Consider the following 13,968-nt stretch of genomic DNA (forward strand, 5'->3'; position numbering starts at 1 on the left):
GTGCACATAAGGGACAATAGTGTTATGCGTTTCATCTCAAATGATCCCAGCAGCGATCTCACCTACTCCGATGTCTTCCTCGTCCCGAACTCGTCGGCGCTGACCTCGCGCTTCGACGTCGACCTCGCGACGACCGATCCGACGGGCTCGACGACTCCGCTCGTCGCCGCGAACATGACGGCCGTCTCCGGACGGCGGATGGCCGAGACGATGGCCCGCCGAGGCGGCCTCGCGGTGCTACCGCAGGACATTCCGCTGACTGCGGCACGCGAGACGATCGAGTGGGTGAAGAGTCGGGACCGGATCTTCGAATCCGCCCTGCGCTTCTCCCCGGAGGACACCGTGCTCAACGCTCTCCATGTTCTGGCCAAGCGTCCCCACGGCTTCGGCGTGGTCGTCGACCGGTCAGGACGCCTCGAGGGCATCATCGACGCCGCCGATCTGCGCGGAGTCGATCGCTTCACCTCGGTCTCCGAGCTCCTCGTGTCCTCGCCGCATGTGATCCGCGCCGGTGAGATCGACTGGGCCGACGACGAGCGGCTCGAGGCGCTCTTCGAATCGATGACCGAGGCGAGGGCTGAGTTCGCCGCCGTCGTCGACGATGACGGCATCGTGCTCGGCAGCCTGACCCCGAAGGCACTGCTGCGGTCGTCGATCTACACGCCGAACCTCGATGCCGAGGGCCGGCTGAAGATCGCCGTGGCCATCGGCGTCAACGGCGCCGCTCTCGATCGTGCGAAGACTCTGGTCGAAGCCGGTGCTGACGTGCTCGTCATCGACACTGCCCACGGACACCAGGCGAAGATGATCGACGTGCTCCAGACGATCGCGAACGCCGACCTCGGCGTGCCGATCGTGGCCGGCAACGTCGTCACGGCCGAGGGAGTGCGCGACCTCGTCTCCGCGGGCGCGCAGATCGTCAAGGTCGGTGTCGGCCCGGGTGCGATGTGCACGACTCGGATGATGACCGCGGTCGGCCGCCCGCAGTTCTCCGCGGTGCTCGAATGCGCTGAGGCGGCCCGTGAGCTCGGTGCCCATGTCTGGGCCGACGGCGGGGTCCGCTATCCCCGCGACGTCGCACTGGCGCTGGCCGCAGGTGCGTCACAGGTGATGGTCGGTTCGTGGTTCGCCGGGACCCATGAGTCTCCCGGCGACCTCCTCGTCGACGGCGAGGGACGTAAGTACAAGGAGAGCTTCGGCATGGCCTCCGCACGCGCGGTGGCCAACCGCACCCGCACCGAATCGGCGTTCTCACGCGCCCGGAAGGGGCTGTTCGAGGAGGGAATCTCCTCGTCCACGATGTACATCGACCCGCAGTCTCCCGGCGTCGAAGATCTGCTCGACGGGATCACTTCGGGCGTGCGCAGCTCGTTCACCTACGCGGGGGCGCGCAACCTCGGCGAATTCGCCCAGCGCGCCGCAGTCGGCGTACAGAGCGCCGCCGGATACGAAGAGGGCCGTCCGCTGTCGGGAAGTTGGTAAGATCTCTTCATGACCAGTGACAGTCCCGGCCGGCGGGAAGCCGGCGCCCCAGATGACGACCCTCACCCCGTGAGGGTCACTCCCTTCACCCACTTGGTTCCCGACACCGCGATCGGCGGGGATCGCCGCTGATGGAATGGCTGTTCCTCGCTCTCGCGCTGATCCTCATCCTCGGCACCGGCGTCTTCGTCGCGGCTGAATTCTCCCTCCTCACCCTCGATCGGCACACTGCGGACAAGGCCGTCGAAGACGGGGTCGTCGGCGCGAAGACGCTGCGGCAGTCGATGACGCACCTGTCCACCCAGCTCTCCGCAGCTCAGGTGGGCATCACGATCACGACTCTGCTCACCGGTTATCTCATGGAGCCGTCGCTGGGCAAGCTGCTGGCACCGGTGTTCGAGGCCTGGGGCGTCGGCCCCGGGCTCGCGGCGCCGTTGGCTCTGACGATCGCCCTCATCATCTCCACCGTGGGATCGATGATCTTCGGCGAGCTGGTGCCGAAGAATCTCGCGATCGCGGTCCCCCTGGCCACCGGGCGGATCGCCGCACCGATCCAGTACGTATTCTCGATCGTCTTCAAGCCGATCATCGCCGTGCTCAACGGCACGGCCAACAAGATCCTCATGTCGATGGGTATCGAACCGCAGGAGGAGGGCTCGGTCGGACGGTCCCCGGAGGAGCTGACCTCCCTCGTTCGACACTCGGCAGACGAAGGCATGCTCGACGAACAGACCGCTGACCTGCTCGAGCGGACGCTGAGCTTCTCCGAACGCACCGCCGAGGACGTCATGACCCCGCGTACCCGCATGTCGACGGTCGAGAAGGACACGACTGCCCGCCAGATCATCGAACAGGCGCGCGAGACCGGGTTCTCCCGCTTTCCCGTCGCCGCAGAGGACAAGGACCACATCGTCGGTGTCGTCCACGTCAAACAGGCGTTCGCGGTGCCCCTGGCCAACCGAGACGACGCCTATGCCGGCGGTCTGATGACCGAGGTCAGGGAGATCCCGGAGACCCAGAGGCTCGACCCCCTGCTCATGGAACTGCGCGCCACCGGACTGCAGATGGCCGTGGTCGTCGACGAGTTCGGTGGTACGGCCGGAGTTGTGACCTTGGAAGACGTCGTCGAAGAACTCGTCGGCGAGGTCGCCGACGAACATGATCGGATGCGGGTCGCCGCCCGTCCCGCGCGGGACGGGTCCTGGATAGTTCCCGGTCAGCTGCGCCCCGATGAGATCTCCTCGACGATCGGGATCTCGATCCCCGAGGACTCCGACTACGAGACCCTGGCCGGTTTCGTGCTCAAGGAGCTCGGTCGGATCCCGGAACCAGGGGACCAAGTGCGCACCGATGAGGCGCTCATCCGCGTCGAACGGATGCACGGCCGTCGGATCGAACGGCTCCGGGTGGTTCTGCGGGCGACCGATGCCGCAGCTTACGAGACAGAGTCAGAAGGTGAGGGCCGATGAGCGCCGATTGGTTCGGACTGGTCTGGCTGGTCGTCCTCCTGCTGGGCAACTCCTTCTTCGTCGCGGCCGAATTCGCCGTGGTCGCCGCCAAACGCTCGCAGATCGAGCCGCGCGCGGCCGAAGGGTCCTCGGCCGCGAAGACTGCGCTGTTCGCCATGGAGCACGTGTCGCTGATGCTGGCGATCTGTCAGCTCGGCATCACGGTCTGCTCGCTGCTGCTGGGCAATGTGGCCGAACCGGCCATCCACCATCTGCTCGCGGGACCGCTGGAGGGCCTCGGGATCCCGGCCGGCCTGTCGTCGACCATCTCCTTCGTCCTCGCCCTCGGGGTCGTGACCTACCTGCACGTCGTCATCGGTGAGATGGTGCCGAAGAACATTGCGCTGGCCGTCTCCGGGCAGGCGATCATGGTGCTGGCGACTCCGCTGGTGTTCCTCGCCCGTGTCTTCGGCTTCGTCATCCGTCCGCTCAACGGTCTCGCCAACGGGATCCTCCATCTGTTCAAGATCGAGGCCCGCGACGAGGTGAACGAGGCGTACACGATCGAGCAGGTCGAATCGATCGTCGCCGAGTCGAAGCGCGAAGGACTGCTCAGCGACGACACGGGACTGCTCAAGGGGGCGCTGGAGTTCAGCGACAAGACCGCCGCCGACATCATGGTCCCGATGTCGGAGCTGGTGACGATCTCGGACAAGGTCACCCCGAACGAACTCGTCACGCTCGTGGGCAAGACCGGCTTCTCGCGCTACTTCGTCGTCGGCGACGACGGGTACCCGCGGGACTACCTCCACATCAAGGACGTCCTCTACGCCGACAGCGACGACGCGTTCGACGCCCCTGTCCCCGGCAAGCGGTTCCGGCCGCTGTTCACGGTCACCGCCGATGACGAGGTCGAAGAGGCGCTGGCGCAGATGCAGAAAGTCGGCATCCACGTCGCCAGGGTCATCGATGCCCAGGCTCAGGTGCTCGGTCTGCTGTTCCTCGAGGATGTGCTCGAAGAGCTCGTCGGCGAGGTGCAGGACGCCATGCAGCGGGGTCGGTTCGATTCCCGCAGCTGAACCCGGTCGGCGTCCGCGGCCTGAGGTCAGGCGGCCTTGAGGCGGTGTTCACCGGTTTCGGCCGGGGCACCGCCTCAACGACTTTGGTAACGGATGATAACGACTTGGGGATCCACGGCACCTGAGATAGGCCATCTGTAGTGCTCGGTGACCATCGCTGGGACAGCATATGCCCAGGTCACACTCGGTGCATGATGGAGAAGTGACATTCTGTAACGAGGTCGTTATAGTGTTGTGACATCAGCTTTTGGGGACGCTCCGGGGAGGGCGCCCGCCGCACAATCGCAGCCAACAGTATGGAGCACTATGTCGAGTGAGCTCTCGACCGTCGAGGAGCCGCCTGTGCGCAGGCGCGACCTGCGCAACCAGAACGCATCGACGCAGACGATCTTCTCCAGGAAGCAGACCGCGACATCGCCGTCACGTGTCACCGATTCTCACACCACTCTGTCCCCGCGCCGGGCAGCCATGGCCGCCGAGGCCAGGGCCGCAGCGGGTTCGCCTCGACGTCAGGCCATGGCCAAGGAAGCCGCCGGTTCGCCGGTGACGACTCCCGCGGGACACACCTCGACGCTGGCGGCCGCCCGACTCGGCAGTCGGGGTTCCGACGGTTCGCTGCTGCGTTCGGTTCGTCGCCGTCAGGTCACGACTTTCTCCGCACTGGCCACCGTCTCGGTCACGGGCACCGCCATCGCGGCGGTCATGGTCGCCGGCAACCTCGGCGGCAACCAGGAAGTCAAGGTCGACGACACGACTGCGGAATCGCAGCCGCGGGCGATCAAGGCCGAATCCGTCTCCGCCGACATCAAGGTCGACAAAGACGACAAGACCTCGATGACGATCGGTGCTCCGAGCGCGAAGCAGACGAAGGTCGAGGCCGCTTCCCGAGCGATCACGAAGACCGTGCTGCCCGGATGCGACGGCGAAGCCCCGAAGGGTGAGGTCAGCAACGGAGAGCTCCCGGATTCCTGGCTGTGCGAGATCGGCGTGGGCAACCACAAGCTGCGCAGCGACGCCGCCGTGTCGTTTGCGAAGATGAATGCCGCGTTCAAGAAGGACACCGGCAAGGACCTCGCCGTCACCGACTCCTACCGCTCGCTCGAATCGCAGGTCTCCGTCGCTGCCCGCAAGCCGGGCTTCGCGGCACGCCCCGGCACGTCGAATCACGGCTGGGGCCTGGCCCTCGACCTCGGCGGTGGCACCCAGACCGGCTCGGGAGAGCAGTATGAGTGGCTGGTGGCGCATGCGAAGAAGTACGGCTGGGAGAACCCCGACTGGGCCAAGCGCAACTCGTACGAACTCTGGCACTGGGAATATGTGCCCGGCCGCAAGGCCATGAAAGGCGCCTGACCTGCGAGCTCAGAGCCGATAGGCACCGACTTCCGCCGCGTGTGATCGAGAGTCGATCGCACGCGGCGTCGTTTTGGGCGGTGCCGCATTTCGGTGATAGCATTGCATCCGTTGCCCGCGTAGCTCAGTGGATAGAGCGTCTGCCTCCGGAGCAGAAGGTCGTAGGTTCGAATCCTGTCGCGGGCACCACGCACGCCGCCCATCTCACCAGCTGAGGTGGGCGGTTCTGCATATCCGCATCGAGTGGTCGACGACGTCGCCAGGGCCTAAGGTGGTCGGAGACGAACAGTGAGAAGCGATGTGAGGCCTCGATGTCGAACCGAACCGATGAGACCGACCGTACGGCTCCTGCCGTCGACTCGTCCTCTGCCGACGACTCGGCTCCCGCCTCGGCCACGCCCGAATCGCCGACCCCTGTCTCGGCCACTCCCGACGTGATTCTGCAGGCGAAGAATCTGCGCAAGTCCTTCGGGCGCGGAGACACCGCTGTCGACGCTCTCGACGACATCAGCGTCGATTTCGAGATGGGCCGCTTCACCGCGATCATGGGCCCTTCGGGATCGGGCAAGTCGACGTTCATGCACGTCCTGGCCGGACTCGACCGCGTCGACTCAGGGTCGATCATCATGCGCGGGAAGGACATCACCCGCCTCAATGATCGAGAGCTGACGCAGCTGCGCCGCGACCGAGTCGGATTCATCTTCCAGGCCTTCAACCTCGTCCCGACGCTGAGCGCGGAGCAGAACATCGAGCTGCCCGTGTCGCTGGCCAGGAAGAGGATCGACAGAGAGTGGAAGGCGGAGGTCGTCGAACGGCTCGAACTGGGCGACAGGCTGAAACACCGTCCGCACGAACTCTCGGGCGGTCAGCAGCAGAGAGTCGCTGTGGCGCGTGCGCTGCTGACCCGTCCCGACGTCATCTTCGCCGACGAACCCACCGGAAATCTCGACTCCCATGCCGGCGCCGAGGTGCTCTCCCTGCTCGGCCGCGCTACGAGTCTCTACGGCCAGACGATCATCATGGTCACCCACGACCCGATGGCGGCCTCGCACGCCCATCGCGTCGTTCTGCTCAAGGACGGACACGCCACCGGTGAGGTCCGCGAACCCACCCGGGAACGCGTCGTGACGGCGCTGAGCGAGTTGAGCTCCTTGTGATCGCTGTCGCTCTGGCGCAGATCCGGATCCACTGGGCGCGCTTCTTGGCGATCGGCCTGGGCATCGCCCTGGCCGCCGGATTCGTCGCCACAACGCTCATCATCAACTCCTCCCTGCAGACGAGCCTCGAAGGCGCCGTCGGGCGGTCGTTCTCCCACGCCGACCTCGCGGTCATCCCCGAGCAGGATGTGTTCGTCGGCGGGGACTCGGCGGCCCCGCTGCTTTCGCCCATGTCCGAGATCGACGGAGTCCGCTCTGCCTCCCTCTCCGCGAGGACCGTGACCACGGGACGGTCCACCGAATTCTCCGAGAACTCCTTCGCGCTCTCCCCGGTTCCCGCTGATGAGAACCTCGACACCTTCGCGCTCGTCTCCGGCCACCGTCCCGCCTCGACGACCGATCTCGTCCTCGACACCCGCACCGCCGAGCGCCTCGGCGTCGACATCGGCGACGAGATCCGCTTCACCGTGGACGCGGTGCCGGTGGAGTCCGGCGACGACGACATGCCGATCTACCGCGGTCCGAGCCACAACAGCGTCACCTTCTCAGTCGTCGGCCTCGCCGAGATGGGGGAGGACCCGGCGCTGCCCGGCACCGACCGTGCACTCACGACCGCAGCGGGCTACCAGGAGTACTTCGCTCAGCAGGGTGACGTCGTCGCCATCCAGATCGCGCTCTCCGCCGGTGCCGATCCCGAACGGGTGCGCTCCGAACTGCAGTCGGTCGTCGACTCCTCGGACCTCGGCGGCAGCCTCGAGGTCCTCACCGTCGCCGACGCCGTGGACGTCAAGACCGATCGGCTCTCCGGCGGCAACGCCGTGGTCACCGCGCTGCTTCTCATCTTCGCCGGCATCTCGGTCGTCGTCGCCATCCTCGTGGTGTCGAACACGTTCTCGGTCATCGTGGCCGGTCGACGTCGTGAGCTTGCGCTGCTGCGATGTCTCGGCGCCTCGCGTGCCCAGCTGTACGCCTCGGTGGTCGCCGAAGGACTCGTCGTCGGACTCATCGGGTCGATCGTCGGTGTCCTCGCCGGAATCGGCGTCAGCCGCGGTCTGATGGCCGCCGCCGTGCGGTGGTGGCCCGAGGAGTTCCCCTACGACACCCTCACCGTCCCCGCGTCCGCCCTCGTCGCCGGTGTCGCCGTCGGTGCGCTGCTGACGATCCTGGCCACGATCCGCCCCGCTCGCAGCGCGATCGCCGTGACAGCGCTCGCAGCGCTCCAGCCGTTCGACGCCTCCTTCGCGCCGTCGACACGCAGCAGACCGCGGCACATCGTCGGCATCGCGCTCATCATCGCCGGCGTCGCGCTCATCGTCGTCTCGCTCTACGCGATCTCGACCACTCAGGCCTGGGTCATCGGCGGCGCCGTCGGCGGGGGACTCATCGTCACCGGCCTCATCGTCAGCTCGGCGAAGATCATCCCACCTGTGGTCGGTTGGATCGGTGAGGTCCTGTTCAGCCCGTGGGGAGTGCCCGGCCAGCTGGCGACCCTGAACACTCTGCGCAATCCGCGCCGCACCGCCACCACCGCGACCGCGCTGATCATCGGCGTGACCCTCGTCGCGACCATCCTGGTGGGCGGCATGTCGACGAAGGCGACGCTCAGCCACGGGCTCGACCAGCGCTATCCCGTCGATGTGTCCGTGGCGCTGTCCGGCCTCGTCGACGACGAGCAGCTTGAGAAGGTGCGGGAGATTCCCGGAGTCGCGCACGCCGTGTCGGCCCACCGCGCCGAGGCGGTCGAGGAGTTCAAAGGCGACCGTCCGGAGGTCTTCGTGCTGGACCCCGCGACCGCGACGACAGTCCTCGGCGACTCCGCTGCCGATCTGGTTCCCGGTCGGGTCGTCGTACCCGAGGACTATCCGGATGCGACGGTGCGGGTGAAGGGACTCAATGAACGCAGCGTTGCGGTCCACCGGGAGGGCCTGTCGAGTCTCGCCTTCTTCACCACGCCCGATGTGGGCAACTCGCTCGGGATCTCGGCCACCACCTCGGCCGTGCTCATCCGCCTCGACGATGACGTCGATGTCGGCGAGATCGATCGGATCCGGCAATCGGTCGCCGAGGCGCTCGATGTCCCCAGCGACGATGTCGACGGTTCGGCCGTCGCCCGCGGAGCCTACTCCGAACTCATCGACGTCATGCTCGCCGGTGCCGTGGCGCTGCTGTTCGTCTCCGTCCTCATCGCCCTCATCGGCGTCTCGAACACCGTCAGCCTCTCGGTCATCGAACGTCGGAGGGAGAACGCCCTCATGCGCGCCCTGGGACTGAGCATCGGTCAGCTGCGTGCCCTGCTCGCCTTCGAAGCCGTGCTCATCTCGTCGGTCGCCGCGCTCATCGGGCTCGCCCTCGGCGGTGCGCTGGGACTCGTCGGCACCCGCCTGCTCACCACCGATTACTCCACCGACCTCATCGTCGACTTCTCGCCGCTGTCATTCATCGGCATCCTCGGCGTCGCGATCGTCGCCGGGATCCTCTCGGCTCTGGCCCCGGCGCGCCGCGCGGCCAGGCTGTCCCCGGTCGAAGGTCTCAAACTCGACTACTGACCCCGCGCGGCAGGCCCGGCCCACCGGTCTGATAGGAAAGAGGTCATGAACTCTGCGTGGACTCGTATTCTGATCATCCTCGGAATCGTCATCGCCGCATTCAATCTGCGGCCCGGAGTCACCGGTCTCTCCCCGCTGCTCGACGTCATGGGCAGAGAGATCCACCTCGATGCGGTGTTCCTCGCGGTCATCGGCATGCTTCCTCCGCTGCTCTACGGTCTCAGCGGCTTCCTCACCCCGCGCCTCTACTCCCGCTTCTCCGGCCTGGGGCTGACCTCGGCCGCAATGGCCATGGTGATGGTCGGCCTCGGAGTCAGGGCACTCATCGATTCCCCGCTGCTGTTCCTCGGACTCAGCGTGCTCGCGCTGCTGGGCATGGGCATCGGCAACGTCGTCCTCCCGCCCCTGGTCAAGTCGTACTTCCCCGACCGTGTGGCACTCATGTCGACAGTCCACGTCGGACTGCTCCAGTTCGGCACGTTCATCCCGCCCCTCGTGGCGGTGCCGCTGGCCGACGGTGTCGGCTGGCGCGGTTCTCTTCTCGTCTGGGCCGGCTTCGCCGGCCTCGGTGTGTGCGTGTGGATCGTCGTCCTGCTCCTCCGCCCGGCGCCGTCGGCCGAGGTGGCCGCTGCGGTCGTCGGCGGCAACGAGCTGGCCCGGCTGCTGCGCAGCCGCCGTGCCTGGGCGCTGATGACGATGACGGGACTGACCTCGTTCAACAACTTCATCCTCTTCACCTGGCTGCCGCCCCTGCTGACTCGGTCGGGCTTCGACGCCGCCTTCGCCGGTGCGATGCTCGCGCTCGTCACCGCCATCCCGCTGGTCCTCGGCTTCGTGCTGCCGGCCCTCGCGCAGAAGCTGACCTCCGCCTACCTCATCGTCGTCGCTTTCTGCCTCAGCCTGGCCGTCGGCTATATCGGGCTCTGGCTGCTGCCGACTGCCGCACCGGTGCTGTGGACGGTGCTGCTGGGCATCGGAATCTCGACATTCCCCCTGGCGCTCACGCTCATCACGCTGCGCTCCAGAGACGCGGAGTCGGCGGCCTCCTTGTCGGGATTCGTTCAGGGCGGCGGTTATCTGCTGGCCGCGACCGGTCCGCTGATCTTCGCGTTCCTCATCCAGAGCTTCGACAGCGTGGCCCCGGCCTTCGCCGTGGTGCTCGCCTCGGTGGTCGTGAAGCTCCTCGTCAGCCGTGCGGCGTGCCGTCCGGGTGCGATCTGAGGCGGCGACGAGGCGGAATGCCTGAGCCTGTCGACGAGGTCTCGTCGGGACCGTGTCTCGTCATGAGAGCGAAGATGACGGTTGATTCGTGCCGACATCGGTGCTCCGAGTACTCTGTTCGAGTGACCCCGGAAGATCTGCAGACCGCACTCGCGCGCGCACTGGTGCTGGCCGACACCGATCTCACGGCGACTCACCCGGTGGAGTCCGACATCACCGTCACCTCCCCGCCCCGTCCGGAACTCGGGGACTGGACGAGCGCAGTCGCACTGTACGCCGCCTCCGATGCTCACCACCGCCTGGAACTCGCCGCGCAGATCAGCGCACATCTGCGGACCTGTCCCGAGGTGGCCGCCGTCGCCGTCGCCGGACCGGGATTCATCAACATCACCCTGACTCCGGCCGCCCGCGCACGGGTCGCCTTCGACCTCCTCGCCGCAGACTCCTCGGTCACCTCTGCCACAGCCCACGGAGAGGTCGCACCGGCACCGAGGTGGTCCCACCGACCCGCCGACGCCGACATCGTCGGCGTCCTCCAACAGGGACATGCGGCAGCCTCTCGGGAGAGGCGCCGCGCCGATGCCGCCGGCATCACGGTCGAGACCGGCGACGCCTCGGTCCTCGTCGACCCCAGCGAAACCCGCCTGCTCAATGGTCTCGCTGCCGTCCCCGGATGCCTCGACCGGTCGCTGCGCCTCGGCGATCCGGCGCTCTTCGTCACCGCACTGCGCGAGGTCGCGGACGCCGTCGAGGACTGGCTGCACCGGTGCCCGGTCACACCGACGGTCGACGAACCCATCACCGTCCGGCACGCATCCAGGCTCGTCCTGGTCAGTGCCGCCATCACCGTCCTCGCGACAGGACTGAGACAACTGGGCGCCTCGGCGCCGGAGAGGATCTGATGCCCGCTCATATCGCAGGAACGCTCCACGCGACCCCGGCCCCGGTGTGGCTGCCCTATCCCGATGACGTCAACGCCCTGCTGCCGAGTCTGTGGTCGGACAATGTGGACAAGGGCGCCGACGGCGTGCTCACAGTCGCCGGCCACTCGGTGATCGACCTTGCCGCCGAATACGGGACACCCACCCTCGTCATGGACGCTGCGGACTTCCGCTCCCGCGCAGAGACCTATGTCTCGACCTTCTCCGCCGCCTTCTCGACAGAGAAGGGACTGGCCGGCGCCGATGTCTACTACGCCGGCAAGGCGTTCCTGTGCACCGCCGTGGCGCGGTGGGTCCACGAAGCAGGTCTCGGCCTCGACACCTGCTCGATGGGGGAGATGATGATCGCCCGCGCCGCCGGCGTCCCCGGTGAGCGAGTCGGTCTGCACGGGAACAACAAATCCGTCGCGGAACTCGAATACGCCCTCGACTACGGAGTCGGGCGGATCTTCGTCGACAGCCTCGACGAGGTGGCCAGGCTCGAAGCGATCGCCGCAGTCAGGGGAGAGCTCGCACCGGTCATGCTCAGGGTGACCGTCGGCGTCGAGGCCCACACGCATGACTTCATCGCCACCGCTCACGAAGATCAGAAGTTCGGCCTGTCCCTCTCCGACGGCACCGCGGCCCGCGCCGCGCAGCTGGTCGCCGACTCCGCGCACCTGCGTCTCGACGGACTGCACTCGCACATCGGCTCGCAGATCTTCGACATCTCCGGTTTCCAGGTCGCGGCTTCCCGAGTCCTCGCCTTCCGCGCCGAGGTCATGGCCGAGCACGGAATCGACCTGCCCGATATCGACCTCGGCGGCGGCTTCGGCATCCGCTACACCAGTCAGGACACCCCGATCCCGGTGGCGGAGATGGCGTCCGAGCTCGCCGCCGTCGTGGCCAAGGAGTGCCGCGGTCTGGGTACGAACGTGCCGCGGATCTCGATCGAACCTGGTCGCGCCATCGTCTCCCCGGCAGTGTTCTCCCTCTACGAGGTCGGCACCGTCAAGCAGGTGAGCACCGACAGCGGGATCAGGACGTATGTCGCCGTAGACGGCGGAATGAGCGACAACATCCGCACCGCCCTCTACGACGCCGACTATTCGTGCACCCTGGCCAATCGCGCCTCGAGCGCCGAACCGGCGATCGTGCGCATCGTCGGCAAGCACTGCGAATCCGGCGACATCATCGTCCGCGACGAATACATGGGCGCCGACGTCGCCGCCGGCGATCTCGTCGCCGTGCCCTCCACCGGTGCCTACTGCCGCTCCCTGGCCAGCAACTACAACCATCTGCCCCGGCCGGGAGTCCTCGCGGTCGCTGCCGATAGAGTTGAGTGGATCGTCAAGCCCGAAGACCACTCGCTGATGTTCGCCACCGACCCCGGAATGTCCGGGGGAGAGGCGGAGGGCAGATGAGCGTCGATTTCAACAGCGGAAAAGGTGAGGATATGCAGGCACTCAAAGTTGCCGTGCTCGGATGCGGTGTCGTCGGCTCAGAGGTCGCCGCACGGATTCAGGACCGCGCAGACGGTCTGGCCGAACGCATCGGTGCGCCGCTCGAGCTCAGTGCCGTCGTCGTCCGGGACGCGTCGAAGCCCCGTCCCGGCGTCGACCCGACACTGCTGACGACCGACGCCGAGGCGGCCATCACCGGTGCCGACATCGTCGTCGAGCTCATGGGCGGGATCGAACCGGCCAAATCACTCATCCTCTCAGCCCTCAAGCAGGGGTCGTCGGTGGTGACCGCGAACAAGGCACTGCTGGCCGCCAGCTACGGCGAATTGATGTCCACGGCCGACGCCGCCGGGGTCCGCCTCGAGCACGAAGCCGCCGTGGCCGGGGCCATCCCGATCATCCGTCCCGTCGGCGATTCGCTGGCCGGGGACCGGATCGAACGCATCATCGGCATCGTCAACGGCACCACGAACTTCATCCTCGACCAGATGGACTCCGAGGGCTGGGGCTTCGACCGGGCGCTCACGACTGCTCAGGAGCTCGGCTTCGCCGAGGCCGACCCGACCGCCGACGTCGGCGGACACGACGCTGCCGCGAAGGCGGCGATCCTGTCCTCGCTGGCATTCCACGCTCCGGTGTCGATCGATGACGTCCACGTTGAAGGCATCGAGGGGATCACCTCGGAGATGGTCCAGACCGCCCGCGACCAGGGCTTCGTCATCAAACTGCTGGCCGTGTGCGAGCGCGTGGCCTCTTCCCCGACGGGCGCGGGTCTCTCGGCACGTGTCTATCCCGCACTGCTCGACCGCAGCCACGCCCTGGCCTCGGTCCGCGGAGCCTTCAACGCGGTATTCATCGAGGCCGAAGCCGCCGGTGAGCTGATGTTCTACGGACAGGGGGCCGGTGGAGCACCGACCGCCTCGGCCGTGCTCGGCGACCTCGTCTCCGTGGCCCGACGCAAGGTGCTCGGCGGACGCGGACAGTACGAGCGGCCCTTCCACTCGGACTCGCGCATCCTGCCGATCTCGTCGATCACCACCCGGTACCACATCACGCTCGACGTCGTCGACCGGCCGGGTGTGCTGGCAGCGGTGTCCGAGGTCTTCGCCGATGAGGGCGCCTCGATCGAGCTCATGCGCCAGACGGTCGGTGAGATCGATGATGCGGGCGTGCAGCACGCCAAGCTCGTGCTCGCCACCCATTCGAACACCGACTCGATACTGAGGAAGACGGTCGATCGACTCAGCGATCTGCCCGTCGTCCACGCCGTCAAATCCGTGATCCGCGTAGAAGGACAGTGAG

The 13,968-nt window shown here is 67.0% G+C and carries 11 protein-coding genes and 1 tRNA gene; all 12 read left to right on the forward strand.

The annotated features are described in order from the left end of the window. Window positions 1-24 precede the first annotated feature (24 nt). The 12 genes from guaB1 (at window position 25) to GUY23_RS08300 (ending at window position 13,967) form a co-directional block, all read left to right on the forward strand. Window positions 25-1,482, forward strand: coding sequence for a GMP reductase (guaB1, locus tag GUY23_RS08250; protein WP_166971359.1), 1,458 nt, complete (start codon window positions 25-27; stop codon window positions 1,480-1,482). A 9-nt stretch (window positions 1,483-1,491) separates the two neighbouring features. Then, window positions 1,492-1,614: a hypothetical protein gene (locus tag GUY23_RS18775; protein ID WP_266096812.1), complete on the forward strand. Its 123-nt coding sequence runs from the start codon at window positions 1,492-1,494 to the stop codon at window positions 1,612-1,614. Further along, entirely contained in the window at window positions 1,614-2,951 is a 1,338-nt protein-coding gene (locus GUY23_RS08255; protein ID WP_166971361.1) for a hemolysin family protein, read from the forward strand. The genes GUY23_RS18775 and GUY23_RS08255 overlap by 1 nt, the downstream gene beginning before the upstream one ends. Then, window positions 2,948-4,009, forward strand: coding sequence for a hemolysin family protein (locus GUY23_RS08260; protein WP_166971363.1), 1,062 nt, complete (start codon window positions 2,948-2,950; stop codon window positions 4,007-4,009). Before GUY23_RS08255 ends, GUY23_RS08260 begins: the two co-directional genes overlap by 4 nt. A gap of 306 nt (window positions 4,010-4,315) precedes the next feature. Then, window positions 4,316-5,359: a M15 family metallopeptidase gene (locus GUY23_RS08265; protein WP_166971365.1), complete on the forward strand. Its 1,044-nt coding sequence runs from the start codon at window positions 4,316-4,318 to the stop codon at window positions 5,357-5,359. Between the two features lie 113 nt (window positions 5,360-5,472). Then, window positions 5,473-5,548: transfer RNA gene (locus GUY23_RS08270), tRNA-Arg, on the forward strand. A 122-nt stretch (window positions 5,549-5,670) separates the two neighbouring features. Next, a complete protein-coding gene (locus GUY23_RS08275) occupies window positions 5,671-6,516 on the forward strand; it encodes an ABC transporter ATP-binding protein (RefSeq protein WP_166971367.1) in 846 nt (281 codons plus the stop codon). Next, window positions 6,513-9,062, forward strand: a complete 2,550-nt coding sequence (locus tag GUY23_RS08280) for an ABC transporter permease (protein ID WP_166971369.1) — start codon at window positions 6,513-6,515, stop codon at window positions 9,060-9,062. Before GUY23_RS08275 ends, GUY23_RS08280 begins: the two co-directional genes overlap by 4 nt. Window positions 9,063-9,107: 45 nt before the next feature. Next, window positions 9,108-10,283, forward strand: coding sequence for an MFS transporter (locus tag GUY23_RS08285; RefSeq protein WP_166971371.1), 1,176 nt, complete (start codon window positions 9,108-9,110; stop codon window positions 10,281-10,283). A 122-nt stretch (window positions 10,284-10,405) separates the two neighbouring features. Next, complete coding sequence (locus GUY23_RS08290) at window positions 10,406-11,185, forward strand: DALR anticodon-binding domain-containing protein (RefSeq protein ID WP_166971373.1); 780 nt, start codon at window positions 10,406-10,408, stop codon at window positions 11,183-11,185. Then, entirely contained in the window at window positions 11,185-12,627 is a 1,443-nt protein-coding gene (lysA, locus tag GUY23_RS08295) for a diaminopimelate decarboxylase (protein ID WP_166971375.1), read from the forward strand. Before GUY23_RS08290 ends, lysA begins: the two co-directional genes overlap by 1 nt. After that, entirely contained in the window at window positions 12,624-13,967 is a 1,344-nt protein-coding gene (locus GUY23_RS08300) for a homoserine dehydrogenase (protein WP_166971377.1), read from the forward strand. Before lysA ends, GUY23_RS08300 begins: the two co-directional genes overlap by 4 nt. Window position 13,968 lies beyond the last annotated feature (1 nt).

The organism is Brevibacterium atlanticum (assembly GCF_011617245.1).
In the GTDB taxonomy this organism is placed as follows: Bacteria; Actinomycetota; Actinomycetes; order Actinomycetales; family Brevibacteriaceae; genus Brevibacterium; species Brevibacterium atlanticum.